Annotated in this window: 21 protein-coding genes, 4 tRNA genes and 1 pseudogene; 14 read left to right on the top strand and 12 right to left on the bottom strand. The window is 72.7% G+C overall.

The annotated features are described in order from the left end of the window. Positions 1–18: 18 nt before the first annotated feature. The 3 genes from hisF to J1M39_RS10025 are packed head-to-tail and all read right to left on the bottom strand — an operon-like array spanning position 19 to position 2,003. On the bottom strand, positions 19–789 hold the full coding sequence (gene hisF / locus J1M39_RS10035; RefSeq protein ID WP_049146869.1) for an imidazole glycerol phosphate synthase subunit HisF: 771 nt from the start codon (positions 787–789) through the stop codon (positions 19–21). 48 nt (positions 790–837) lie between these two features. Then, positions 838–1,686 (bottom strand): ATP phosphoribosyltransferase, encoded by an 849-nt coding sequence (gene hisG / locus J1M39_RS10030; RefSeq protein ID WP_036315380.1) that lies wholly within the window; start codon positions 1,684–1,686, stop codon positions 838–840. Between the two features lie 53 nt (positions 1,687–1,739). Further along, complete coding sequence (locus tag J1M39_RS10025; RefSeq protein WP_010078767.1) at positions 1,740–2,003, bottom strand: phosphoribosyl-ATP diphosphatase; 264 nt, start codon at positions 2,001–2,003, stop codon at positions 1,740–1,742. 1,357 nt (positions 2,004–3,360) lie between these two features. Here J1M39_RS10025 and J1M39_RS10020 point away from each other — a divergent pair. Then, on the top strand, positions 3,361–4,782 hold the full coding sequence (locus J1M39_RS10020; protein WP_036337238.1) for a hemolysin family protein: 1,422 nt from the start codon (positions 3,361–3,363) through the stop codon (positions 4,780–4,782). After that, positions 4,782–5,798: a CNNM domain-containing protein gene (locus tag J1M39_RS10015; protein ID WP_036337237.1), complete on the top strand. Its 1,017-nt coding sequence runs from the start codon at positions 4,782–4,784 to the stop codon at positions 5,796–5,798. The genes J1M39_RS10020 and J1M39_RS10015 overlap by 1 nt, the downstream gene beginning before the upstream one ends. A 453-nt stretch (positions 5,799–6,251) precedes the next feature. On the opposite strand, the pseudogene J1M39_RS10010 reads toward J1M39_RS10015, so the two are convergent. The 3 genes and pseudogenes from J1M39_RS10010 to J1M39_RS10000 form a co-directional block, all read right to left on the bottom strand. Next, positions 6,252–6,482, bottom strand: a pseudogene (locus J1M39_RS10010) (MerR family DNA-binding protein); the annotation flags it as partial. 56 nt (positions 6,483–6,538) lie between these two features. Then, complete coding sequence (def, locus tag J1M39_RS10005) at positions 6,539–7,183, bottom strand: peptide deformylase (protein WP_342356407.1); 645 nt, start codon at positions 7,181–7,183, stop codon at positions 6,539–6,541. Continuing rightward, a complete protein-coding gene (locus tag J1M39_RS10000; protein WP_036340783.1) occupies positions 7,180–8,166 on the bottom strand; it encodes a hypothetical protein in 987 nt (328 codons plus the stop codon). Before J1M39_RS10000 ends, def begins: the two co-directional genes overlap by 4 nt. Positions 8,167–8,324: 158 nt before the next feature. On the opposite strand from J1M39_RS10000, the gene J1M39_RS09995 reads away from it, so the two are divergent. The 4 genes from J1M39_RS09995 to J1M39_RS09980 all read left to right on the top strand — a co-directional run bounded on the left by J1M39_RS09995 (position 8,325) and on the right by J1M39_RS09980 (position 8,719). Next, a tRNA-Gly gene (locus tag J1M39_RS09995) sits at positions 8,325–8,398 on the top strand. Between the two features lie 18 nt (positions 8,399–8,416). Next, a tRNA-Cys gene (locus J1M39_RS09990) sits at positions 8,417–8,487 on the top strand. Between the two features lie 58 nt (positions 8,488–8,545). Next, positions 8,546–8,617, top strand: a tRNA-Val gene (locus J1M39_RS09985). Positions 8,618–8,645: 28 nt separating this feature from the next. Further along, positions 8,646–8,719, top strand: a tRNA-Gly gene (locus J1M39_RS09980). Positions 8,720–8,818: 99 nt separating this feature from the next. Here J1M39_RS09980 and J1M39_RS09975 read toward each other — a convergent pair. Next, complete coding sequence (locus J1M39_RS09975; protein WP_049147987.1) at positions 8,819–9,709, bottom strand: siderophore-interacting protein; 891 nt, start codon at positions 9,707–9,709, stop codon at positions 8,819–8,821. A 161-nt stretch (positions 9,710–9,870) separates the two neighbouring features. Between J1M39_RS09975 and J1M39_RS09970 the strand changes: the two genes are divergently transcribed. Genes J1M39_RS09970 through J1M39_RS09950 form a run of 5 tightly spaced genes read left to right on the top strand, consistent with a single transcriptional unit; the run spans position 9,871 to position 17,929 of the window. Beyond that, the gene (locus J1M39_RS09970; protein ID WP_051995184.1) at positions 9,871–11,466 is read left to right on the top strand and encodes a pyridoxal phosphate-dependent decarboxylase family protein; all 1,596 of its coding nucleotides are present in this window, start codon (positions 9,871–9,873) and stop codon (positions 11,464–11,466) included. Beyond that, positions 11,463–12,788 (top strand): lysine N(6)-hydroxylase/L-ornithine N(5)-oxygenase family protein, encoded by a 1,326-nt coding sequence (locus tag J1M39_RS09965; protein ID WP_036313286.1) that lies wholly within the window; start codon positions 11,463–11,465, stop codon positions 12,786–12,788. Before J1M39_RS09970 ends, J1M39_RS09965 begins: the two co-directional genes overlap by 4 nt. Positions 12,789–12,793: 5 nt before the next feature. Next, positions 12,794–13,504, top strand: a complete 711-nt coding sequence (locus tag J1M39_RS09960; RefSeq protein ID WP_342356406.1) for a GNAT family N-acetyltransferase — start codon at positions 12,794–12,796, stop codon at positions 13,502–13,504. A gap of 16 nt (positions 13,505–13,520) precedes the next feature. After that, the gene (locus J1M39_RS09955; RefSeq protein ID WP_206496740.1) at positions 13,521–15,227 is read left to right on the top strand and encodes an IucA/IucC family protein; all 1,707 of its coding nucleotides are present in this window, start codon (positions 13,521–13,523) and stop codon (positions 15,225–15,227) included. Continuing rightward, positions 15,224–17,929: a GNAT family N-acetyltransferase gene (locus tag J1M39_RS09950; RefSeq protein WP_036340822.1), complete on the top strand. Its 2,706-nt coding sequence runs from the start codon at positions 15,224–15,226 to the stop codon at positions 17,927–17,929. Before J1M39_RS09955 ends, J1M39_RS09950 begins: the two co-directional genes overlap by 4 nt. 74 nt (positions 17,930–18,003) lie before the next feature. On the opposite strand, the gene zapE is transcribed toward J1M39_RS09950, so the two are convergent. Further along, positions 18,004–19,059, bottom strand: a complete 1,056-nt coding sequence (gene zapE / locus J1M39_RS09945) for a cell division protein ZapE (protein WP_004167583.1) — start codon at positions 19,057–19,059, stop codon at positions 18,004–18,006. 222 nt (positions 19,060–19,281) lie between these two features. Here zapE and J1M39_RS09940 point away from each other — a divergent pair, with 222 nt between their 5' ends. From J1M39_RS09940 to J1M39_RS09930, 3 genes are read left to right on the top strand one after another with little or no spacing between them, the layout of a single operon-like run. Continuing rightward, positions 19,282–20,175 carry a sulfurtransferase gene (locus J1M39_RS09940; RefSeq protein ID WP_041102754.1) on the top strand — a complete coding sequence of 298 codons (894 nt, stop codon included), beginning with the start codon at positions 19,282–19,284 and terminating at the stop codon, positions 20,173–20,175. 37 nt (positions 20,176–20,212) lie between these two features. Then, positions 20,213–20,671 carry a SufE family protein gene (locus tag J1M39_RS09935; RefSeq protein ID WP_020624761.1) on the top strand — a complete coding sequence of 153 codons (459 nt, stop codon included), beginning with the start codon at positions 20,213–20,215 and terminating at the stop codon, positions 20,669–20,671. Between the two features lie 7 nt (positions 20,672–20,678). Then, entirely contained in the window at positions 20,679–21,197 is a 519-nt protein-coding gene (locus J1M39_RS09930) for an aminoacyl-tRNA deacylase (protein WP_010078782.1), read from the top strand. A gap of 25 nt (positions 21,198–21,222) precedes the next feature. Here the strand turns inward: J1M39_RS09930 and pgsA are convergent, their stop codons facing one another. The 4 genes from pgsA to J1M39_RS09910 form a co-directional block, all read right to left on the bottom strand. Further along, positions 21,223–21,834 (bottom strand): phosphatidylinositol phosphate synthase, encoded by a 612-nt coding sequence (gene pgsA, locus J1M39_RS09925; protein WP_041102753.1) that lies wholly within the window; start codon positions 21,832–21,834, stop codon positions 21,223–21,225. Beyond that, on the bottom strand, positions 21,834–22,514 hold the full coding sequence (locus tag J1M39_RS09920; RefSeq protein WP_041102752.1) for an HIT family protein: 681 nt from the start codon (positions 22,512–22,514) through the stop codon (positions 21,834–21,836). The genes pgsA and J1M39_RS09920 overlap by 1 nt, the downstream gene beginning before the upstream one ends. Further along, on the bottom strand, positions 22,511–24,529 hold the full coding sequence (gene thrS / locus J1M39_RS09915; RefSeq protein WP_206496739.1) for a threonine--tRNA ligase: 2,019 nt from the start codon (positions 24,527–24,529) through the stop codon (positions 22,511–22,513). The genes J1M39_RS09920 and thrS overlap by 4 nt, the downstream gene beginning before the upstream one ends. Positions 24,530–24,638: 109 nt before the next feature. After that, positions 24,639–25,540: OB-fold nucleic acid binding domain-containing protein (locus J1M39_RS09910; RefSeq protein WP_241254104.1), on the bottom strand; the 902-nt coding region annotated here is incomplete at its 5' end.

Below are 25,540 nucleotides of genomic sequence, written 5' to 3'. Positions count from 1 at the left end.
GGGGCGTGGCCGCCGGGGTCAGCGGACGGTGTGCCCCGCCTGCCGCAGGGCGTCCTTGACGCGGGCGAGCATGTCGTCCGGGCCGAAGTGGAACAGGGAGGCGGCGAGCACCGCGTCCGCACCGGCCGCGACGGCGGGCGGGAAGTGCTCGGGCTCGCCGGCGCCGCCGGAGGCGATCAGCGGCACCCGCGTCACGGCGCGCACGTCCCGGATCATCTCCAGGTCGAAGCCCTCGCGGGTGCCGTCCGCGTCGATCGAGTTGAGCAGGATCTCCCCCACCCCGCGCTCGGAGGCCTCCCGGCACCAGGCGACGGTGTCGATGCCGGTGCCCCGGCGGCCGCCGTGGGTGGTGACCTCATAGCCGGAGGCGCATCCCGGGTCCTCCGTGCGCCGGGCGTCGAGGGAGAGCACGAGGACCTGGGACCCGAAGCGCCGGGTGATCTCCGTGATCACCTCGGGCCGGGCCACGGCCGCGGTGTTGACGGAGACCTTGTCCGCCCCCGTGCGCAGCAGCCGGTCCACGTCCTCGACGGTGCGCACGCCGCCGCCCACGGTCAGCGGGATGAAGACCTCCTCTGCCGTGCGGGTCACGACGTCGTAGGTCGTGGCGCGGTCCGAGGTGGAGGCGGTGACGTCGAGGAACGTGATCTCGTCGGCGCCCGCGGCGTTGTAGCGGCGGGCGAGCTCGACCGGATCGCCCGCGTCCCGCAGGTTCTCGAAGTTCACGCCCTTGACCACGCGCCCGGCGTCCACGTCCAGGCAGGGGATGACACGCACGGCGAGGCTCACGTCGGCTCCTTCGTCTCGGGGGGGGCTCGGGCGGGACGACGCGGGCCGTCAGAGGCGGATCGCGTGGATCGCGGAGATCAGGATGCCGCGGGCGCCCAGGGCGTACAGCTCGTCCATGACGCGGTTGGCGTCCGGCTTGCGGACCATGGAGCGCACGGCGACCATCGTCTCGTCCCGCAGCGGGGAGACCGTCGGTGACTCCAGCCCCGGGGTGACCGCGGTGGCCGCCTCCAGCAGGTCACGACGGATGTCGTAGTCGATCATGACCCAGCGGCGGGCCACGAGCACGCCCTTGAGGCGGCGCAGCAGCACGTCGAGGCCCTCGGGGCGCTCCCCCGCGCGGCCGATCAGCACGGCCTCCGAGTCGAGGATGGGCTCGCCGAAGACCTCCATGCCGGCGGCGCGCAGGGTGCTGCCGGTCTCCACGACGTCGGCGATCGCGTCCGCCACGCCGAGTTTGACGGAGGACTCCACGGCGCCGTCGAGGTGCACCACCGTGGCGTCCAGGCCGGTGCGGGCCAGGTAGTCGGAGAGCAGGCCGTCGTAGCTCGTGGCGATGCGCTTGCCGGCGAGCTGCTCGGCGGAGGTGAAGGAGCCGACGGGGGCGGCGAGACGGAACACGGAGCGGCCGAAGCCGAGCGCCATGATCTCCTCGGCGGTGTCTCCCACCTGCGCGTCGCAGAACAGGTCGCGGCCGGTCAGGCCGACGTCGAGGGTGCCCTGGCCGACGTAGACGGCGATGTCCCGGGGACGCAGGTAGAAGAACTCGACGTTGTTCTCGGGGTCCACGAGGACGAGCTCGCGGGAGTCTCGGCGTTGCCGGTAGCCGGCCTCGGTCAGGATCTCGCGGGCGGACTCGGACAGGGCGCCCTTGTTGGGCACGGCGATGCGCAGCACGCGTCGGTCTCCTCGGGGTGCGGTGCGGCGGGCGGGGAACGGGGCCGGCGGCCTCAGAGGTGGCGGTAGACGTCCTCGAGGCTGATGCCGCGGGCGATCATCATGGTCTGCACGTGGTACAGCAGCTGCGAGATCTCCTCGGCGGCGGCCTCATCCGACTCGTACTCGGCGGCCATCCAGACCTCGGCCGCCTCCTCGACGACCTTCTTGCCGATCGCATGGACGCCGGCGTCGATCTGGGCCACGGTGCCGGAGCCCTCGGGGCGCTCCTGCACCTTGCGCGTCAGTTCCGCGTACAGCTCGTCGAAGGTCTTCACGGGACCACCCTAGCGACCCTGCCCCTCCAGCCCAGACCGGAGTCGGTCATTGTGACGTACGGGACGGCGGGGTCTTCGCCACGCGCTGCACCTACGGGCCCACGTGGGACGTGCCGGCCGCTCAGCGTCCTCCCCCTCCCATGTCTGCACGTTCCTTCACTCCCATCGGGGCACGCGCGCGAGGCGGCCGTGGACGTGGGGATGACGGGCTGAACGTGCCCGTCCGGTCCGCACGCATGGCCCGGGCGACCTCCGACAGGTGGGCACGACACGCTCGTTTCTGACCCCAGCGACGACACCGCTCCTTGCACACCTGAGACACCACCAGGTCGATCACTGCCCCGAACCCCGCCCGGGCCCACCGCACCAGATCTCTTCCGCGACGCACACATCCATCTCGTCGACTGTCCACGCGTCCGGGCCTCGGGTCCAGGCCCTGGAGGTCACCGGCGGGCGGCGCGGCCGCGCCCACGTCGCCGACGGGGAACAGGAATGATGCGGCGAGAGGATCTGGGGGTAGCCGTCGTGGCCCTCCTCCCCTTCCCGGACGAGGAGCAGAGCCCCGCGCTCGGACCCGCGAACTGGAGCATGACCCACCACGATGAAGGCGACCCATCCCGTCCCGCACACCGAGTGAGCGCCCGGTTGCAGCGAGCGCAGAAGATCCTCTCCCGCTGGCGGGTGGCCACGGGCAATGCGGTGGAAGGCATGGAATGGGAGCGGGATCCCGGTGATGCGCAGCTCGTGGAGATGGCTCGGCTGCCCAGCAGTGCCGAGCTGCCCAGCGCTGGAGCCTGGCTTCCGGGGCTGGAGATCCTCATGGGCCTTCGTCGCAGACCTGGTGCCGGGCCCCCTCAACCACCGGCTCGCCACGTGCTCGTTCTATCGGGAGAAGGCTTCGGCGCCCGTCCCCTCGGCGCGTCGCCATGCTCGCCCTGACGTGAGCCGACGTTCGTGGGTGCGGGGCGTCGGCCGACTCCCACGGGGGTGGCCTCACACGCACCCGACGGTCTGTCCCACCACGTCTCAGACCCTCCGACACTTCTGTCCAACAGCTCGGTTTGGGACCGTTTCTGACGTGATGCTCTCGTGGGCGGACGGGGCGTGTAAAGGGGTATACCCGGCTGGACATCCTGGCGGGCAGATGCCCGATGTCGGCGGCGAGGCCACACCCCACCTTGCCCTGCGACCGGTTACCGGTGGTAATGTGCCGCCATTATTCATTCGACCCTTTATGGAGCCCCTGAATACATGAGCGACGGCCCAGCCGCCTGCCCTGGTGACAGTCCGAGCGTCACCCCCACCCCACCCCGCAGCTGGCGGGGTCGCCTGCACCTCGTGGGGAGGTGACTCAGGCATGGATCCAGTCCTGACACTGATCCTCGGATCCCTCATCATCCTGGCGATCATCGCCGCCAACGGCTTCTTCGTGGCCCAGGAATTCGCGTACATGTCTGTAGACCGCGTCCGCCTGCAGACCGCTGCCAAGGCCGGCGACCGCGCCGCCGCCCGCGCACTGCAGGTCACTCGCCGCACCTCCTTCATGCTCTCCGGCGCGCAGCTGGGGATCACGGTCACAGGCCTCATGGTGGGCTACGTGGCAGAGCCGATGGTGGGTGCGGCCCTGACCGAGTTGCTCGGCGGCACCGCACTGCCTTCTGAAGTGGTCATCGCCATCTCCACGCTGGGCGTACTGGTGGTGGCCACCCTGGTGCAGATGATCATCGGCGAGCTATACCCCAAGAATTTGGCCATCGCCAACCCCGAGCCCCTGGCCCGCGCTCTGGCCCGGCCCACACAGATCTACCTCGGCCTGTTCGGCTGGCTCATCTGGGTCTTCGACAAGGCGGCCGAGGTGCTGCTCAAGCTCCTGCGCATCGAGCCAGTGCACGACGTCGACAGCACCGCCTCCGCCGAGGACCTGGACCGCATTGCCCTGGACTCCAGAGCTTCCGGATCCTTGCCCGCGGAGGTCTCCGTCCTGATCGACCGGGTGCTGGACTTCCCAGACCAGGACGTGCAGCACGCGATGGTGCCCCGCTCGCGTGTGGACGAGGTTCAGCCCCAGACCTCCCTGGCTCAGGTGCGCGACCTGATGGCCACCGGCCACACCCGCTACCCGGTGATCTCGAACGAACACGAACCGCTCGGGGTAGTCCACCTCACCGACCTGCTCGGTGAGACCCGGATGGCCCCGGACACCCCCGTGTCCGCCCTGATGCGCCCTGCATTGGTGCTGCCCACGATGATGTCCCTGCCCGACGCAGCCCGGGAGCTCGACGGCTCAGGGCAGCAGATGGCGTGCATCGTGGACGAGTTCGGCGGCTTCGTCGGCGTGCTCACAGTGGAAGACCTCGCGGAGGAGCTCGTGGGCGAGCTCACGGACGAGCACGACCTGCACCCCCAGGAGGAGATCACCGCCACAGGCCTGCACTCCTGGGTCCTGAGCGCAGAGGCCCACCTGGACGAGCTCGAGCGCCTCGTCGGGCACCCCCTGCCCGTGACCGAGGCCGAGTCCGCCGCCGGTCTGACCATCGACGCTCTGGGCCGTCTGCCCCGGGAAGGCGAGGTCATCACGATCGACCTGCCCGAGGACCCACGAGACTTCGGGGCTGAGGAGGTCTACGACCGCCACCTGCAGGTCGAGGTCCTCTCCATCCAACGCAGGGTCCCGGCTCGACTGCGGATCCACCTCATCGAGGTGCCCCGCTCTGACACCGCCGGCAGCCATGCCGCCCACGAGGCCCAGCCCGACGCCACCACGGACGAGGAGCGATGATGCACGGTCCACTGATCGTCATGCTCGTGACCACAGCGCTGATCGTGCTCAGCGCGATCTTCGTCATCATGGAGTTCTCCCTGCTGGGCGCCCGCCGGCACCGGCTAGAGGCCGAGGCAGGACGCAGCCGCGCCGCGCGGGCCGCTCTCAAGGGAGTCGACGAGCTGACCCTCATGCTCGCCGCAGCCCAGTTGGGCATCACCTTGTGCACCTTCGCCCTGGGGGCGATCACCAAGCCGGCCGTCGACGCATGGCTCGGCCCCGTCCTGGAGGACTGGGGCATCCCCGCAGCGGCAGCCGGAACCGCCTCCTTCGTCCTGTCCTTGCTGGCCGTGACCTTCCTTCACCTGGTCATCGGGGAGATGGCCCCCAAGTCCTGGGCCATTGCCCACCCCGAGACCGCAGCCAAAGCCGTGGCCGTGCCCGCACGCGCCTTCGTCTGGACCGTTCGCCCCCTGCTGCTGCTGGCCAACCGGCTGGCCAACCGCCTGGTGACCCTCAGCGGCGTCACCCCCGTGGACCAAGCCGCCGTGGGCGGCTACGACGCAGCGGCCATTCGTCAGCTGGTTGAGCACTCCGCCGCCGCCGGCACCCTGGACCGGCAGAACCATGAAGCCTTGGCCGGTGCCCTGGACCTTCAGACCCTCACTCTCGGGGACCTCCTCCCCCAGGGTCAGCACCCGGTCAAGGTCGCCCCCGACGCCGACGTCGAGGCGGTCCAGAATGCCGCTGCGTGCTCAGGGCACTTGCGTATCCTGGTCCAGCCGGACCATACCCCTGAGAGCGTTCCGGGCGTCGTCCACGTGCGGGACACCCTCACGATGGAGCCTTCTGCGCCAATCCAGCCGCTTATCCAGCAGGCTCTGACGCTGCCCTCCACCACACCGTTGCACGAAGCACTTGCCTCCATGCGCCGCAACAGCCGCCAGCTGGCCGCAGTAACCCAGGACAACCGGTTCACTGGGGTCGTCACCCTCACCGACGTCTTGCGCGGAGTGTTGCCCCGCGCGGCTTGAGTCCACACCTCGGCAACACCACCGCGGGGGCCGCTGAAACGGCCCCCGCGGTGGTGTGGACAAAGAATCAGAATCGGCACAGTGGCCTCGCCCCCCATTCCGGCCTCAATGGGCTCAGTCATGCTCCGACTCACGGGCGTGTAACGGCTAAATCGGTCGTTTGTGGCGGCTGCTCGGTGTGCCGCCCGGTGTCATGTGTGGCTTGCGCCGCTATATGGCGGGGTTCTGTCGGAGCTCAGTGGCGGCCTCCAAGCACGCGGGCAAGAGGGCGCTGCGAGTGAGGCTCACGTTCCGCAAGCCGATCCTTCACCGGGACAGCGGCCGACGGCAGGCCGGAGGAATAGGCGTCGCGATAGGGTGCACCCCGCGCAACAGAACCGTTGCGAAAGGTCTAACACCCCAACGCAACAGAGTGGGCCGCCATGCGCTGCCACGGGCCCGTGAACTTCGGTGTCACAGGTAGCGGCAGACATCCTCGGGGGAGCACGTGGCCGGGTCGCCGGCGGCGGCGTCCTCGCGCAGGTCGGCGATCGTGGTGCGTAGCTGCGCGAGCTCGGCGAGTTGCCGGTCGATCACATCAAGGCGGGTGTCGAGCAGGTCGGTGACGTGCCGGCAGGGGGCCTGCCCCCGGTCGCGGATGTCCAGCACCTGACCGATCTGGGCCAGGGTCAGCCCGGCCGCTTGGGTCAAGTCCCTGGAAGTGGTGTAACCGTCTTCGAGGCGGTGGGGGCTTGAGTCGGTCAGGTCTCCAAGGTCGGCATCACCTCCGTGCCCAGGATGGTCGTGGATGTCGTGTCCGCATCCAGACCTGCTCCTGTTCCGGCGGCGGGGGCGGCGGGGGCGCCGAAGACCGAGCTGACGGCGGCCGCGCGCTCGGCCCCGATGCGGCGAGCGGCGTGGTCCACCTCGCCGGCGCGCATGCGGCGGCGGGCCTCACGGCGTTCCTCGCCGTCGAGGCGGTCGACGTAGAGGATCCCGTCGAGGTGGTCGGTCTCGTGCTGCAGGCAGCGGGCGAGCAGGCCGGTCCCCCGGTGCTCCACCGGGTTCCCGTCCACGTCGGTGCCGCGGACGACGGCCTCGGCGGCGCGCGCCGGGTGGTAGCGCAGCCCGGGCACGGACAGACACCCCTCGCCCGGCTCCCGCAGCGCCTGGCCGGCGGTCTCGAGTACGGGATTGACCACGTGCCCGGCGACGCCGGCGACGTCGAACACGAAGACGCGCAGGCCCACGCCCACCTGGGGCGCGGCCAGGCCCACGCCCCCGACGGCGTGCATCGTCTCGATCATGTCCGCCACGAGGGCGCGCACATCCGCGCCCGGGGGCACGGGCGACGCGGCGGTGCGCAGGACGGGGTCGGGGACGGTGCGGACGGGCAGGACGGTCACGCCGTCACCCTATCGCCGCCCTCGGCAGACGCCGGGCGCGACGACGACCCGTCGGGCGCCACGTCCGGGGCGGCGTGGGAGCCGCCGCCGAACGCCGCGGCGCGCACGGCCTGCAGGCCGGTGGCCGCCGACACCGGGACCGACGGCGGAGGGGGGCCGATGACACGGAGCGCGGGGCCGGCGTCGTCCACGGCCTGCGCGTGCTTCCAGACCTGGCGCAGGGCCCAGAACTTGTGCCAGTGGCGGGGCAGCACGCCCGGGTTGGCCTGGTGCACGGCGACCTCGGTCTCCCCCAGGGCGACGCCGAGCAGCATCTCGGCCTGGCCGTGCCGCCACTCCTCCCAGGTGCCGGCCTCGGGGTCCACCAGGGACTCCTCCGCCTTCAGGCCGGCGGTCAGCTGCATGACCACCTTGGGATCGAGCGCCTTGACCCGTCCGTCCCGCCCCGTGCCCTTCGTCTTGTAGTCGATCAGGCACAGCCGGCCGCCGATCCGGGCGACGAGGTCCAGCGTGCCCGCGTAGCCCACCGTGTGGTTCCAGACGGTGATCTCGGCCGCGATCGGCCGGACGTCGTAGAGGTCCCACCACTCGTCGAAGCGGTCCGCGTAGGCGCCCTCGCCGTGCTCGATCAGCCGGGCCCGGGCCTCCGCCATGGTGTGGGGGCGGCCGAGGGCGCGCTGGGCCACCTGCTCGGCGTAGTCGTGCACGCGGTCCCCGCGCTCGGCCGCGGCGTCCCGGTAGCGGGCGGCGGCGTCGGCGGACTGCCGGGCCACCTGCTTCAGGCGCGCCGCGGAGCCCACCGATTCCGCCAGGCGCGGATCCTGGGTCACGGACTGGGCCGCCATCCACCCGACCCAGCCGTCCAGGTCCGTCTTCTCCATGCCGATCACGGTGGTGATGGACGGGACCTCGGGCAGGCCCGAGAGGGAGCGCGCGTACATGCGTCCGTGGGGGGTCTGATGCGCGAGGCGTGGCTGGGTCATGGTCAGCCATTCTGGCAGGGTCCCCGGACCCCCGACGGGGTGGCCCGACACGCCTCCGGACGCCGATTTTGCATCCGGGCGGAGATGGCCTAGAGTTCTTTCTCGTTGGAAAACGCAGGTGAGCGGCTCGGACGAGCGGATCCCGGCGGCACCGACGCGCGGATGTAGCTCAGTTGGCTAGAGCGCCACCTTGCCAAGGTGGAGGTCGCGAGTTCGAATCTCGTCATCCGCTCGCTCAACCTTCACCCCTGGTCGGGTGGCCGAGAGGCGAGGCAGCGGCCTGCAAAGCCGTATACGCGGGTTCGAATCCCGTCCCGACCTCGCAGCCTTCTCCGACCGGGAGTGGCGGCATGTTCACCACCTCTTCGGAGGTGGACGAGCGCGATTGGCGCAGCGGTAGCGCGCTTCCCTGACACGGAAGAGGTCACTGGTTCGAACCCAGTATCGCGCACGGAGACGATCCGTGAGGATCGACTCAGGCGGATGTAGCTCAGTTGGCTAGAGCGCCACCTTGCCAAGGTGGAGGTCGCGAGTTCGAATCTCGTCATCCGCTCCCACACGAAGGGACCCTCCTGGCGGAGGGGCCCTTCGTCGTTCCGGGGCGTGCGGTCGGCCTCGTGCTCGGAGCACGGACGCCGACCGTCGGACGGGATCAGAGCCGCGGGCCGTCCACCCGCCAGTAGCCGCTGAACATGATCGCGCGCTTCGGTGCGATGCCGCGGCGGACGATCACCCGCCGCGCCGCCGTCGCGAGCGACTGCTCGCCGCACGCCCACACGTGGTCGCGGGGCGCGGCGGGGAGGTCCTCGAGGTGCGGCGTGAGCAGGGCGCCCGGCACGGCGTCTCCGCGGTGCAGGACCGTGAGCGTGGCGCCCTCCGGGACCTCGAGGGCGGGGACGTGGTCACGGCCGGGCACCTCCAGGACGACGTCCATCCGGCCCCCGCGCGGCGTGCGACGCTGCGCGGCGAGGGCGGCGGCGATGCTCGGGACTGCGGTCTCGTCCCCCACCACGAGGTGCGACTCCCCCGCCGCCGGCAGACGATAGGCGCCCGTCCCGGTGCGGAAGCCGGCGACGTCGCCCGGACGTGCGGTGCGCGCCCACGTGCCGGCGGGGCCCGCATGGTCGTGCACGACGACGTCGACGTCGATCTCACCGACGGAGGGCCGGTGCTCGGCGACCGTGTACCACCGCAGATCCGGCCGCACGTCCTCGGGGATCCGCCCGACCGCTCGCCGCGCATTGAGCGCCGCGGGATCGGGCATCACGAGCGCCCGCCCCGGGGGCGGGGTGAGCAGCCCGAAGTACTCGTCGCAGCCCTGCGGGGTGAACGTGCGGAACTCCTCCGCGGCGAACGTGAGACGACGCAGCCGGGGGGCGAGCAGCCACGTGGCGCGGACCGTCATGGTCCACTGCGGATACTCGTCGCGGTCAACGGGCATCGCCTGGCCGAGGGCCGCGAGCCCGCGGTAGGCCTTCATCTGCAGGGCCTCGACACGCGAGGGACGGGCGGCAGGCGGGGGGAGGACGGAGGAGCTCGTCATCCGGTCATCATAGGTGAGCCTCACCTTTGCTGGAGTCCTCCCTTTGAATACGTCACGTCATTGTTGCGTATTTGCTTTCTTAGGTAAGGCTTCCCTACTGTGCGGGACGTCCGTGGCGCACGCCGCCCGGAGCCGACGACCCCCTCACGGAAGGCCCTCCCATGCTCCCTCGCCTGTTCGGACTCGGCGATCCAGCCGCCTACCTCGACGCCACCGGCAGGGCGGCCCGGGTGGCCGTCGACACCGCCTACGACCGCGCGGGGGTCCACCCGGACACCCCGTCGACGCACCTGGCCGACGCCGTCGGCGCCGTCGACTTCTCGCAGCCGACGGGCAGCCTCGACGACGCCCTCGCCGAGGTCGCGGAGCTCTACGCCCACCAGACCACCGCCTACCACCACCCGCGCTATGCCGCTCACCTCAACTGCCCGGTCCTGCTCTCCAGCACCGCAGCGGACACCGTGCTCGGGGCGCTCAACACGGCGGTCGAGTCCTGGGACCAGGCCCGCTCCGCGGCGCTCATGGAGCAGCGGCTCCTGGCCGAGGTCGGACGCTGGTGCGGGTTCGCCGCGGGCGACGGCGTCTTCACCTCCGGAGGGTCGGCCTCCAACCTGCAGGCCATGACGCTGGCCCGCGGCCGCGCCGTGCAGCGTCTCACCGGCCACGCCGGGCTCGCCGACCTGCCCGCCGAGGTGCTCGGCTCGCTGCGCGTCTTCGTCAGCGCGGCCACGCACTACAGCATCGCCAAGGCAGCCGGCCTGCTCGGGCTGGGCCGCCACGCCGTGGTCGTCGTCCCCACCGACGCCGCCGGGCGCCTGGACCCCGGGGCCCTGGCCGCGGCGGTCGAGCGTGAGGTGGCCGCCGGTGCCGTGCCGATGGCCGTCGTCGCGACGCTGGGGACCACCGACCGCGGCGCCATCGACCGGCTGCCGGCCATCGCCGACGTCGCCGAACGCCACGGGATGTGGGTCCATGCGGACGCGGCCGTGGGCGGGATCCTCGCCGCGAGCGCGGCGACGCGCCACGAGCTGCCGGCACTGCACCGTGCGGACTCGGTGACGATGGACTTCCACAAGACGTTCTACGTGGGGCTGGCCTGCAGCGCGCTGGTGGTGCGGGATGCCGAGAGCCTGCGCCATGTGACGGTGCACGCGGATTACCTGAACCCGGAGGACAGCGTCCATCCGAACTTGGCGGATCGGTCGCTGCAGACGAGCCGCCGGTTCGATTCGCTCAAGCTGTGGCTGACGCTGCGTGAGCATGGGGCCGAGGCGGTGGCGTCCCTGTTCGCGGGGGCGCGCGAGCGCACGCGGCAGGCGTGCGGGATCCTGCGGGCCCGGCCGATGTTCGCGGTGCTGGAGGATCCGACGCTGGTGACGGTGCTGTTCCGGGTGCGGGCCGAGGGACTGTCGGAGGAGGAGTGCACGGCGGTGCAGGCGGCGATGCACCGGGAGCTGGTGGCCGGCGGGCGCGCGCTGATCGCGACGACGGTGGTGGACGGGGTGCCCCATCTGAAGTTCACGATCCTGAACCCCGCGGTCACCTCGGGCGAGCTGGAGGCGCTGGTCGACGTCGTGGAGGAGGCGGCGCTGCGGCACGCCGACGCGGTGCGGGCCGGCCGTCACCGGAGGCGCGGGGCGGGGCGGAACCGTCCGCATGCCCCGTCGGCCTCCGTGTCCTGCACGCTTCCCTCGTCGGCGGGACCCCGTCCGTCCGCGGCGCGCGTGGTTGAGCACGGAGAGCAGGTGTGCGCATGAGCCCGGCGTCCACGTCCCCCCGCCGCGTGCTCGCGATCGGGCTGGGCCCGTTCGACCTGAGCCTGGCCGCGCTGGCCCACCCGCTGCCCGACGTCGAGGTGGAGGTGGTGGAGAGCCGCGACGCGTTCGTGTGGCACCCGGGCATGATGCTGCCGGGCGCGCAGATCCAGGTGCCGTTCCTCGCTGACCTGGTGACGTTCGCGGACCCGACCTCCCCGTACTCGTTCCTGGCGTATCTCAAGGCGATGGGCCGGCTTCACCGCTTCTACATCCGGGGTTCCTGGTACCCGCTGCGGCGGGAGTTCTCGGACTACTGCGCGTGGGTGGCAGCCCAGCTGCCCGGCATCGCCTACGGGACCACGGTGACGGCGGTGCGGTGGGACGAGCAGGCGGACGAGTTCGTGGTGGAGGCGGCCTCCGCGGCCGGGACCAGCACGCACCGGGCCGACCACGTGGTGGTGGGCACGGGCACGGTGCCATCCCTGCCCGCGCCGCTCGCGCGCGTCGCGGAGGAGGCGGTCCGGGTCGGCGCGTCCCCCGTGGTGCACACGGGCGAGTACATGGGCCGTCGCGAGGACATCGTTGAGGCCGGGTCGGTCCTGGTGGTGGGCAGCGGTCAGTCGGCGGCGGAGTGCGCCCTGGACCTGCTGAACGCGGGCCACCCGGACCTCACGTGGGTCACGCGCTCACCCCGGTTCTTCGGCATGGAGGTCGGCCAGCTGACGCTCGAGCTGACCTCGCTGGACTATGAGCGGCACTTCGCCACTCTGCCCCGGGCGCGGCGGGATGAGATCAACGCGTCCCACCGGTCCCTGTACAAGGGGATCAGCGAGCACACGATCGAGGACGTCTACCACGCGCTGTACGAACGCCAGGTGGGTCCGCTGGACCCGGCCCGGCTGTGGCCGGGCACGTCGGTGGCGGACGCCCGCCTGGTCGCGGGCCAGGGCGCGCCCCGGGTGGAGGTCACCCTGCGCGATGAGGAGACCGGGGTGACCGCGCGGCACGTGGTGGACCGCGTCGTCGCGGGCACGGGCTACCGCCACCCGGACCATCCGTTCCTGGAGCCGGTGCGGCACCTGCTGCGCGTGGAGGACGGTCGGACGACGGCGAACGCGGACCACGCGATCGACGTGAGCGGCCGCCGGATCTTCGTGCACAACACCGCCGAACAGCCCCTGGGGCTCACCGGCCCGGACCTGGGCATGGCGGCGGAGCACAGCGGCCGCATCCTCAGCACGATCGCCGGCCGCGAGGTCTACGCGCAGGCCGAGTCGATCGCGTTCCAGGACTTCGGTGCCGTCGCGGCGGGCGTCCGGTGAGCGCCGTGACGCCGCCGCAGACCACCGTGGACGGTGCGGCCGCGAGCGCGGCCCGTCGTGTGGAGCTCCGTCCCGTGGGCGCGCAGGACCATCCGCTGCTGCACCGGTGGGTGACGTCCCCGCACGCCGTGTACTGGGAGATGACGGAGGCGGGCCTGGCCGACGTCGTGGCCGAGTACGAGGCGATCGCCGCGCACCCGCACCACCACGCGCACGTGGGGCTCGTGGACGGGACCGCGACCTTCCTGGTGGAGGTCTACGACCCGGCCCACTCGGAGCTGGCCGGACGGTATGCGGGCGCGCCCGGCGACATCGGCCTGCACGTGCTCGTCGCCCCGACGGACACCCCGGTGCCCGGGACCACGGACCTGGTGATGGCCGCGGTGGTGCGCTGGTGCCTGGCCCAGCCGGGGGCGCGGCGCGTCGTCGTCGAGCCGGACGAGCGCAACGCCGCCATCCGGGCGAAGAACCTGGCCGCCGGGTTCACGGAGCTCGGTCCCGTGGCGCTGGGATCCAAGACGGCGATGCTCTCGATCGCCACGCCCGAGTCCTTCACTGCCAGCCGGATCGGCGTCCTCGCCGCCGGGCTGGACCTCACCCTCCCCGAGCCCCGTCCCCCCGTCCTCCCCGTCCCGCCTGGACGCGCTGACGGCGCCGACCGCCCGGCACGCCCACCGGCTGCTCGTCGCCAAGGCGATCCGCGAGTTCACCCATGAGCGGCTCCTGACGCCGGTGCGCGGCGAGCGGGTCGACGACGCCGGCCGCCACGCCTACACGCTCACCCTGGGCGGGGTGCGGTGGACGTTCACCGCGCGTGCCCTCCCGCTCGAGCACCTCGGCGTGGATCCGGACTCGGTGTGCCGTGCCGGGGATCCGGACGCGGTGGCCGTCGACCGCTTCGTCCTCGACGCGGCCGAGGTGCTCGGGCTGGCCGGCGAGGCGCTGGACGTCTATCTCGAGGAGCTCGCCTCCACCTTCGCCGCCCGGTGCCACACCCTGGCCGGCGAGCGCCCGTCCGCCGCCGACCTGGTGGACGCGGACTACACGGCGGTGGAGGCCGCCATGAGCGAGGGACACCCGGGCTTCGTGGCCACCAACGGCCGCATCGGCTGGGGGGCCACGGAGTACGCGATGTTCGCCCCCGAGGGCGGGCGGGCGCTGCACCCGGTGTGGCTCGCGTTCCCCTCCGAGCTCGGGGGACGGTGGACCTGGCCCAAGACCGCGAGCGCGGGCGCCGCCGTGCCGGCGCCGCCCCCGCCGATCACCGAGGCGGTGGCGGGCCTGTGGGCGGAGCGGGCGGCGGCGCTCGACGTCGATCCGGAGGCGTACACGCTGATCCCGGTGCACCCGTGGCAGTGGGAGCACCGGATCCAGGTGGCGTTCGCCCCCGACCTCGCCGCGGGGCGGCTGGTGCACGTGGGCGAAGACCCGGACGCGTTCACGGCCATGCAGGCGGTGCGCACCCTGTTCAACGCGAGCGACCCGCACGCCCCGCAGCTGAAGACGGCGTTGTCCGTGCAGAACATGGGGTTCGTGCGCGGCCTCTCCCCCGCGTACATGTCCGTCACCCCGGCGATCAACGCGGTGGTGGCCGACCTCGTGGACTCCGACCCCCTGCTCGCGAGGTGGGGCTTCGGGGTGCTGCGGGAGTACGCCTCGGCCGGGTACACCGGGGACGCCTTCCATGCCGTGGGCTCGAAGGGTCCTCACACGAAGATGCTCGCCGCCCTGTGGCGGGAGAGTCCGCTGCCGCGCCTGGCGGAGGGCGAACGGGTCATGACCATGGCGGCGCTGCTGCACCGGGACGGCGGGGGCCGCTCCGTGGCGGGGGCGCTCGTGGAGCGCTCGGGGCTGACGGCGGCGCAGTGGCTGCACGGGGTGGTGACGGCCTACGTGACCCCGCTGGTGCATCTGGCCGCCGCCTACTCGACCGTGTTCATGCCCCACGGGGAGAACATCGTGCTCCGCCTGCGGGAGGGACGGGTCACCGGCGCCTTCCTCAAGGACATCGGGGAGGAGGTGGTGGTCGGCGCGGACGGCGTCCCGCTCACGGAGCAGACCCGGCGCATCCGCATCGACCTCACCGACGAGGACCTCTCCCTCTCCTTCTTCACGGACATGCTGGACGGCGTGCTGCGCCATCTGGCCGACGTGATGGACGCGGACGCCCTGCTGCCGGCGGAGGAGTTCTACGCCGTGGTGGGGCGGGTCCTCGCCGAGTACACGGCCCTGGGGCTCGCGGATGTGGAGCGCCTCGGCCTGGACGCGGAGGACTTCGCGCACTCGTGCCTGAACCGGCTGCAGCTGCGGAACGCCACGCAGATGGTGGACCTGACGGACCCGTCGGGCTCGCTGCTCTACGCCGGTCGCCTGGCCAACCCGGTGTCCGCGCCGCTGCGCCGCGCGCTGGCGGAGCTCCGGCAGGACGCCGCGGCATGAGCGCGGACGCGTGGACCGGGACGGCGACGGGTGACGTGGCGGGCCGTTGCCACCGGGACGCGCACGGCGTGCCGACGCTCGTGGCCGCGTCCCTGCCCGAGCTGGCCTACCTCCAGGGGTGGCACGTGGCGACGGAGCGGGCCTGGCAGGTCGACTGCGAGCACCGCCGGGTCACCGGCATGGGCGCCGAGGTGTTCGGCCCGCCGGCGGTGGCGAACGACGTCGCCGCCCGGCAGATGGACCTGGACGGCGCGGCCCGCCGGGCGTTCGACGCCCTCGACGACGCGGAGGACCGGGCCTGGTTCACCCGGTTCGCCGACGGCGTGAACGCGGGGCTGGACGCCGGGGCCCGGCGCGCGCCCGAGTTCGCCGCCCACGGGGTGAAGCCGCTGCCGTTCGACCCGCACACGGCGCTCGCCCTGCACCTGGGCTACAACGTCTGGCTGACCAACGCGCCGGCCGCCCTGTTCCGCACCCTGCTGGCCGAGCGCTTCCCCGCGCTCGCCGCGGCGCTGATCTCGCCGCGCCCCGACGCGGACGGCTCGAACGCCTGGGCGGTGCGCGTCGGCGCCGAGGGCGCTCCGCTCGTGGCCGCCGACCCGCACCGGCTGCTCGAGCTGCCCGGCGTCTACCAGCAGGTGCGCCTCGTGGTGGAGGCCGAGCGTCCCCGGGACCGCGTCGACGTCGTCGGCCTGGCCTTCCCCGGTGTGCCGGGCGTCCCGCATGTGGGGCAGTCCGAGCACGTCGCGTGGGTGACGACCTCGGCGATGGTGTCCTCGCTCGAGATGGTCCTCGAGGACGCCCCCGAGGGGCCGGAGGTCCTCGACGCCCGGACCGAGCGGGTGCACGTGCGCGGCGGCGACCCCGTGGACGTGCGGGTGGCCCACACCCCGCGCGGGCGGCTCGTGGACGTGCCCGGCGCCGGCCCGGTGAGCATGCGGTTCCCCGCCTGGGACCGCGCCGACACCGGCCTGCCGAGCGCGCGCCGGCTGCTCACGGCCGCGAGCGCCGCGGAGGCCTGCGCGGTGCTGGACGGGCACGTCGAGCCGGTCAATCGCGTGATCGTCGCGGACCGGCGGACGGTGCTCACCCGGCACGCCGGGGCCGTGCGGCGCCGGGATCGACGCTCGGCCTGGGGTGCGGCGCGGGCCTCCGCGCTGGGCCGGGGCTCCGCCGACGGGTCCCTCGATCAGCGCTGGGTGCGCTGGCCCGCGCCGGCCGCGGCGGACGACGTCGTGGTGGCGGCCAACGAGCCCCACCCGGACACCGCCTGCCTCACCGTGGACGCGTGCGCGCCGTGGCGGTCCCGCCGCATCCGGGAGGCCCTCGAGGCGCTGGCACCGCAGGAGCGGACCGTGGACGCGATGGCCGCCCTGCAGACGGACACCCGGACCCCGGGCGCGCCGCGGGCCTGGCTCGCCGACGCCGTCGACGCGCTCGTCGCGGACGACGTGCTGGCCGCGGAGTCCGTCCCGGCGTGGGCCGGCGACGCCGCCGCCGGATCGGCCGCGGCCCGCTGGTGGCTCCTCGTGGAGCACGAGGTGGCCGCCGCCCTGATCGCGCACCTGCCGCCCGCCTCGCGGGCCCTGCTCGGCGGCCCGTGGGCACCGTGGGGCGACGCCGCCGCATGGGTCGGCGCGGCGCTCGCCGAGCGCGGGCCGGAGCCGCTGCGCGCGGCCCTGGGGGTCGCAGCGTCGACGAGGGACCTCGTGCGGGCCGCCGTCGCCGCCGTCGGCGACGCCGCTGAGCCGCCGGGCCCCGACGACACGGCTCGGACGTGGGGTGCGGCGCATGCCCTGACCCCGTTCCTGTTCACGCACGAGCATCCCGGCGGGCCGGATGTGCCGGGGCTCGCCGACGTGCTCGACACGATCGGGTCCGTCCGGGTGGGCGGCACCGCGGACGCGGTCTGCGCCACCTCGCACGCCCCCGGCCTGGCCGTCGGCACCCACCGCGGGCCAGTGGCCCGGGTCGTGTTCGACCTCGGCGACCGCACCCGCAGCCGGTGGGTCGTCCCGTTCGGCGCCTCCGGTCTCGGAGGCGGGCACGTGACGGATCAGCTGGACGCGTGGGCCGCCGGCCGCCTGCTGCCCGTGCCGTCCGGTCCCGTCCCCCCGTCCGCCGGCAGCGGCGTCGCACCCGCCCGCTCCGTCCCCGGCGGGGCCCCTCCGGGACGCATCGTGGCCGAGGTCGGCGTCGGGGCGTTGGGCCTGACCATGACGCGCGTCCGCCCGGCCCTGGACGCCCCGCTGATCCACGCACTCGTCACGGAGCCGCGGGCGGAGTTCTACGGGATGCGCGGGCACAGCGTGCAGGACGTCGAGGAGGTCTACGACTTCCTCGAGTTCCAGCCCACCCACGCGAACCACCTCGTGTGGCACGGCGGGACCCTCGTGGCCCTCGTGCAGACCTACGACCCTCGCGCGGAGGAGGTCGGCGGCGCCTACGAGGTGCGGGACGGGGACCTCGGATTCCATTTCATCACCGCCCCCGGCGGCCTGCAGGGGCGCGCCCGCGCCACGGCCTACCGGAGCATTGTGGACTGGTTGGGCGCACGCCCCGGCACGCGTCGGCTCGTGATCGAGCCGGACGTCCGCAACACGCGGGCCGTGAAGACCGCCCGGGCTCTGGGCTTCACGGTGGACCGGGAGGTCGAGCTGCCGGGCAAGCGGGCGGCGCTGTGCTTCCGCGCCGTGCACTGACCCTGCCCCGCACACGGCGACGGCGCGCACCCGCCTCGGTGCGCGCCGTCGTCGTGCCGGTCAGGGGCGGCGGCTCACTTGTGCTCGGCCACACCCGTCTGGCCCTCCCGGACCAGGGCGGTCATGCGGGAGACCGTGCGGAAGTACTTCTTCATGTACCCGCCGTGCATCATCTCCTGCGTGAACAGGGCGTCGAAGGGCACACCGGAGGCGAGGACGGGCACGTCCTTGTCGTACAGGCGATCCGCGAACACCACGAAGCGCAGGGCCGTGGCCTGCTCCGTGATGGTGTGCACGTCGTGGAGGGCGAGCACGTCCACGTCCTTGACGAGCTCGCGGTAGCGGGAGGGATGCACGCGGGAGAGCATCGCGGTGAGGTCCGCGAAGTCGTCCACGGCGAGCACGCCCGCGTCGGGGAAGTTCTCCTGGGCGGTGGCCTCGACGGCGGCGTCGTCCAGCGGCGACGGGGCGGCGGAGAGGCCGCGGTGGCGGTAGTCCTCGCCGTCCACGCGGATGACCTCGAACTGGTCGGCCAGGACCTGGATCTCGCGCTTGAAGTCCTGCGCCGCGAAGCGCCCCTCGCCGAGCGAGCCCGGCAGGGTGTTGGAGGTCGCCACCAGGCGCACGCCGGCGTCGGCCAGCTCGCGCATGAGGCGGGACATCAGCACGGTGTCCCCCGGGTCGTCGAGCTCGAACTCGTCGATGCACACGAGGGTGTACTCCTTGAGCTGGTCCACCGCCTTGCGGAAGGACAGGGCGCCCACGAGGTTGGTGTACTCCACGAACGTGCCGAACGCCTTGGGCCCGGGGGCCGCGTGCCACGTCGAGGCCAGCAGGTGGGTCTTGCCGACGCCGAAGCCGCCGTCGAGGTAGATGCCGGCCGGCCCCGCCGCCCGCTTCTTCCCGCCGAACAGGCCGCCGAGGAACCCGCCGCCCGAGCCGCCCCGGCCGAGGTCTGCCGCGAACCGGCGCAGCCGCTCCACGGCCTGTGCCTGCGAGGGATGCGCGGGGTCCGGGATGTAGGTGTCGAAGGACACCGTGCCGAAGCGGTACGACGGGTGGAAGCCGGCCAGCAGCTGGTCCGGGGTGACCTGCGGCGAACGGTCGGCGAGGTGGACGATCTGAGCCACGGGACACTCCCAGGGTCGACGACGGGGATTCCGGGCCATGCTATCGGGCCGCGCACCCGACCCATGTGACCTCGCGTGTCCTGGACTGAGGCGCCCCTACCCTCTTACGTGACACCGATGTGCCGTAATCTGTCGCGCAGGGCACGGACACGGAACCCGCCGTCGTCGTGCCGCCCGCCCCGGGCCCGTGCGGGCCCGCCCGACGCGAAGGAAGGCAGTGCCATGACCGATACCGCCGCGAAGTTCTCCGAGTACGCCCACCCCGAGAAGCTGGTGTCCACGCAGTGGGTCGCCGACCATGTCGACGACGAGGACGTCGTGGTCCTCGAGTCCAACGAGGACGCACTCCTCTACTCCACCGGCCACATCCCCGGCGCCCAGCGCGTCGACTGGCACACCGAGCTCAACGACCCCGTCACCCGCGACTTCGTCGGCCCCGAGGCCTTCGCCGAGGTCGCCGCCTCCAAGGGGATCTCCCGGGACACCACCGTGGTGTTCTACGGCGACAAGTCCAACTGGTGGGCCGCCTACGCGCTGTGGGTGTTCACCCTCTACGGCCATGAGGACCTGCGCCTGATGGACGGCGGCCGTGACAAGTGGATCGCGGAGGGACGCGAGACCACCCGCGAGGTCCCGACCGTGGCCCGCGCCGAGTACCCGGTGATCGAGCGCGACGACCACACCGATCGCGCCGCCCGCGAGGACGTCCTGCACGCCATCGGGACCACCCCGCTGATCGACGTCCGCTCCCGTCCCGAGTACACGGGCGAGACCACGCACATGGCCGGCTACCCGCAGGAGGGCACCCTGCGCGGCGGCCACATCCCCACGGCGGCGTCCGTGCCGTGGGCGTCCGCGGCCAACGAGGACGGCACCTTCAAGTCCCGCGCCGAGCTGGAGCAGGTCTACCGCACCGACGCCGGGCTGCGGGAGGGTGACGACGTGATCGCCTACTGCCGCATCGGCGAGCGCTCCTCCCACACCTGGTTCGTGCTCAAGTACCTGCTCGGCCACGAGGACGTCCGCAACTACGACGGCTCCTGGACCGAGTGGGGCAACGCCGTGCGCCTGCCGATCGCCGTCGGCGAAGAGCCGGGCGAGGCCCCCGCGCGCTGAGCCCCCGGCACGGCGTGGATCACTAGACTGGGACACCATGACCGAGAACCACGCCGTGCCCGCCGCCCTGGCCGAGATCATCGACGACTTCGCCGGGGTGCCCGATCCCGAGAAGCTCGAGCTGCTGCTGGAGTTCTCGGACGAGCTGCCGGCGCTGCCGGAGCGCTACGACGGCCACGAGGCCGAGATGGAGCAGGTCGTGGAGTGTCAGACCCCGCTGTTCCTGGCCGTCGAACTCGAGGGTGAGCCCGGCCCGCAGGCCCCGGTCCGCCTCTTCATCACCGCTCCCCCGGAGGCGCCCACCACGCGCGGCTTCGCCTCCGTGCTCACCCAGGGCCTGGACGGGCTGAGCGCCCTCGAGGTCGTGGACGTGCCCGAAGACATCCCCACCCGCCTCGGCCTGGCCAAGGCCCTCACCCCCCTGCGCCTGCGCGGCATGTCCGCCATGCTCGGCCGCATCAAGCGCAACGTCCGCGAGCAGGCCGGGATCGCCTGAGTCCGCCGTGGGCCAGCGCAAGAAGGATCGCGGCGCCCGGCACGGGGCGGCCACGCCGGCCGTCGCCGCTCTCGAGGCCGCCGGGGTCCCGTACCGGCTGCACACCTTCGACGTGGCCCTCGACGCCGGCGGCGAGCGGTTCGGCGTCCAGGTCGCCCGGGCGCTCAGCGTGCCCGCCGACCGACTGTTCAAGACGCTGATGGTGGCGGACCCCGACGGTGCGCTCGCCGCATGCGTGGTGCCCGTGTCCGGTCAGCTGGACCTGCGGGCCGCCGCCGCGGTGCTGGGCGTCAAGCGACTCGCCCTGGCGGATCTGGCCGTCGTCGAACGCCGGACCGGCTACGTGCGGGGCGGCGTCTCGCCCCTGGGCCAGCGCCGGCCCCACCCCGTCGTCCTGGACTCCTCCGCTCTCGACGCGGAACTCATGTACGTCTCCGGCGGGCAACGCGGCCTGGATGTCGAGATCGCCCCCGCCGACCTCGTGCAGGTGACGGGCGCCGTCGTCGCGGAGATCGCGGCGGGCTGACGGGCGGGTCCTGCGGCCGGGCCGGTCAGGCGTCGTCGCGCGCCTGGCGGCGCACCGCGGCCATGCGCTGGCCGACGGTGACCAGGGACGCGGCAGCGAGCAGCCCCAAGGTGACGGCCAGGACGACCGGGGGCAGACCGAGGCCGGTGAGACCGGCGACCACGAGGGTGACCACGAGCCGTTCGGCGCGCTCGGCGATGCCCACGTGTGCGTTCCAGCCGAGGGCCTCCGCCTTGGCACGCACATAGGAGACGAGCATGCCCAGGGCGAGGCAGGCCCCGGAGAGCGCGCCGACCGCGGGTGCGGCGCCGACGCCGAAGCCCCACAGGCACAGCCCGAGGAACACGGCCGCGTCCTGCACACGGTCCAGGGTGGAGTCGAGGAACGCGCCCCAGCGGCCGGTGGACCCGGCCTCGCGCGCCATGATCCCGTCCACCAGGTCCGAGAACACGAACGCGGTGATGAAGATCGTGCCCCAGAACAGGTGCCCCAGGGGGAACAGCACGAGCGCGCCCAGGCTCACGCCGAGCGTGCCCACGACCGTCACGGTGTCCGGACTGACCCCGGCCCGCAGGAGCGTACGGGCCACCGGGGTGAACAGACGGGTGGTGAGGTCGCGCGCGTGACGGTCCAGCATCAGGCGGGGCCTCCGGCCCCCGGGCGAGGGTGCTCGCCCGCGGCACGGGCGTTGGCCGCCTGGCGCGCGGCGTGGTCCTGGGCGGCCCGGTCCCAGACGTCCGCGAGGATCTGCCGGGTCTCCCCCAGGGTCTGCGACATGTTCTTGGTCCGGGCGATGATCGGCAGGAAGTTGCCGTCGCCGGTCCACCGCGGCACCACGTGCTGGTGCAGATGGGCCGCGATCCCGGCGCCGGCCACCGCCCCCTGGTTCATGCCGAGGTTGTAGCCGGACGCGCCGGCGGCCTGGCCGAGGGCGAGCATCGCCGTCTGGGTCAGCTCCGCCATCTCGGCGGCCTCCTCCGTGGTGGTGTCCGTGTACAGGGGCACGTGGCGGTAGGGGCAGACGAGCAGGTGGCCGGGGTTGTACGGGTACAGGTTCAGCACGACGTAGGCGGTGCGGCCGCGGTGGACGATGAGGGAGTCCTCATCGTCTCGCTGCGGGGCCGCGCAGAACGGGCAGGTGTGCTCGTCCTTGACCTGGCCCGTCCCCTTGGACACGTACGCCATGCGGTGGGCGTTCCAGAACCGCTCGAAGGCGTCCGGGGCGCCGGGCAGCGCGAAGCCGTCCGTGGCGGCGGCGTCCGCCGACGCGCGGGCCTGCGCCCGCGCGTCGGATCTGCCGGTGCCGGGGCTGGTCATGGGGTGACCTCGCGCTCGCGCACCGCCTTCACGATGCGTTCGATCGCCTCCTCCACCGGCACGCCGTTGTCCTGGGTGCCGTCGCGGAAGCGGAAGGACACGGCGTTCGCCTCCCTGTCCTCGCCGCCGGCGATCAGCACGAACGGCGCCTTCTCCTTGGCCGCGGTGCGGATCTTCTTCGGGAAGCGGTCCGAGGAGTCGTCCAGGCGCGCCCGGATCCCCTCGGCGCGCAGCTTCGCGACGACGTCGTCCAGGTAGTCGTTGAATGCCTCGGCCACCGGGATGGCCACGACCTGCTCGGGGGCGAGCCAGGCCGGGAACGCGCCGGCGTAGTGCTCGGTGAGGACGCCCAGGAAGCGCTCGATGGAGCCGAAGAGGGCGCGGTGGATCATCACGGGGCGCTGACGGGTGCCGTCGGCGGCCTGGTACTCGAGGTCGAAGCGTTCGGGCAGGTTGAAGTCCAGCTGGATGGTGGACATCTGCCAGGTGCGGCCGATGGCGTCCCGGGCCTGGACCGAGATCTTCGGGCCGTAGAACGCGGCGCCGCCCGGATCCGGGACGAGCTGCAGACCGGAGGCCTCCGCGACCTCGGCGAGGGTGCGGGTGGCCTCCTCCCAGATCTCGTCGGAGCCGACGAACTTCTCCGGGTCCTTCGTGGAGAGCTCGAGGTAGAAGTCGTTGAGGCCGTAGTCCTTGAGCAGGTCGAGGACGAAGTTGAGCGTGGTGGTCAGCTCCTCCTTCATCTGCTCGCGGGTGCAGTAGATGTGGGCGTCGTCCTGGGTCATGCCGCGCACGCGCGTGAGTCCGTGGACCACGCCGGACTTCTCGTACCGGTACACGGAGCCGAACTCGAACAGCCGCAGCGGCAGCTCACGGTAGGACCGGCCGCGGGAGCGGTAGATCAGGTTGTGCATGGGGCAGTTCATCGGCTTGAGGTAGTAGTTCTGCCCCTGGCGCGTGATCTCGCCGGTCTCGGGATCACGGACCTCGTCGATGTGCATGGGCGGGAACATGCCGTCCGCGTACCAGTCGAGGTGGCCGGACACCTCGTAGAGGTGCTGCTTGGTGATGTGCGGGGTGTAGACGAACTCGTAGCCGGCCTCGGTGTGGCGCCGACGGGAGTAGTCCTCCATCTCCTTGCGGATGATGCCGCCGCGCGGGTGGAACACGGGCAGGCCGGAGCCGAGCTCGTCCGGGAAGGAGAAGAGATCCAGCTCGGCGCCGAGCTTGCGGTGGTCGCGGCGCTCGGCCTCGGCGAGGCGCTCCTGGTAGGCCTTGAGGTCGTCCTTGCTGGCCCAGGCGGTGCCGTAGATGCGCTGCAGCTGCTTGTTCTTCTCGTTGCCGAGCCAGTAGGCGGCGGCGGAGCGGGTGAGCGCGAAGCCGTTGCCGATGAGCTTGGTGGAGGGCAGGTGCGGGCCGCGGCAGAGGTCGCACCACACGGCGTCGCCGGTCTTGCGGTCCACGTTGTCGTAGATGGTGATCTCCCCGGCCCCGACCTCCACGGAGGCGCCCTCGCCGGCGGTGTCCGCGGCGTCCTTCTTGCCGAGCAGCTCGAGCTTGTAGGGCTCGTCCGCCATCTCGGCGCGGGCGGTCTCCTCGTCCACGACGCGGCGGCGGAAGGTCTGGCCGGACTTCACGATCTTCTGCATGAGCGAGGAGATCTGCTTGAGGTCCTCGGGGGTGAAGGGATCGTCGACGTCGAAGTCGAAGTAGAAGCCGTCCGTGATGTACGGGCCGATGCCGAGCTTGGCGCCCGGGCGCAGCTGCTGCACGGCCTGGGCCATCACGTGGGCGGTGGAGTGCCGCAGCACCTCGAGGCCCTCGGGCTCCGTGATGTCCACCGACTCGACGGACGCGCCGGCGGGGATCTCGCGGGCCAGGTCCCAGAGCAGGCCGTCCACCCGCATGACGGCGGTGGTCGGCTTCTCGCGGAAGAGGTCGAGGCCGGTGGTGCCGTGCGTCACCTCCCGCAGCTCTCCGTCCACGGTCAGCAGGATGTTCTTCGGCTCCGACACGGTGCTCCTTCGAGGTCTGGCTTCGGGATCGGTGGCGTACGGGGGCCACCGTCGGCCGCGTCCCATTCTAGGGGCGCGGCCGGACGGCGGGGCACGGAGGCGGACGGTCTCATCTGTCCGGGGTGGGCAGCAGCTCCCACGTCTCCGGGTGGGGCACCGGGATCGGGGTGTGCTCCGGAGCGGGCCGATCGGGTGCCGTGCGGCCGGGGCGGGCCCCGCCGGCCGGCCCGACGTCGGTGCGCACCTTCACGGGCCAGCCGCCCGTACCGTGGTGCGGGATGTCCGGCAGGGGCTGCGCCCCGGTGCCCGCCCGGCCGCTGCGGCGCGCGGCGGCGGCTCGGCGGTCCGCCGCGAGCCAGTCCCGCCACTGCTGCCGGGTGGCGTCCAGGTAGTCGGGGTCCGGGAGCGTCTGGGGTCGGTGCAGGTCCCAGGCGCGCACGGCCTGGACGGACACGGCCCGGCCGCCGGTGCGCCGGACGGTGCCCTCGATCAGCAGGAGGCGGGCGGAGAAGAGCATCTCCCCGGAGGCGTGCTGGGCCTCGGTGAAGAAGGAGGCGTCCACGCATCCGGTGCCGTCGTCCACGGAGAGGAACACCACCCGCTTGCCGCTGCGCATGGGCGGGGTCTGGGTGGCCACGCGCACCCCGGCCACGAGCACCCGGGACTGCGTGCGCAGCCCGAGCAGGTCCTTCGCCCGGGTGACGCCGAGCGCGTCCAGGTACGGGGCGTGGGAGTCCATGAGGTGGGCGGTGACGTCCAGGGCGGTGAGCTCCAGCTCGGTGCGGACCCGGGCGGCCGGGGCCGGGTCCGGGAAGAGCGGGGCGAGGGCGGTGAGCTCGGTGTCCGGCAGGTCCAGGGCCAGCTGGCCCTCCACCTGCCGTGGACGGGCGGACCGCGAGCGCGGGGCGGTGCGGCCGGGGGCGGTGCCGCGGGTGGTGGAGTGCTGGAGTTCGAGGTGGTGGACGAGGTCGGTGCGGGAGGCGCCGCCGGGTGGGAGGAGGCAGTCGAGGG

It is taken from the genome of Micrococcus sp. KRD077 (genome assembly GCF_017168505.1).
In the GTDB taxonomy this organism is placed as follows: Bacteria; Actinomycetota; Actinomycetes; order Actinomycetales; family Micrococcaceae; genus Micrococcus; species Micrococcus luteus.
This window is presented reverse-complemented; position numbering and strand designations above follow the sequence as displayed.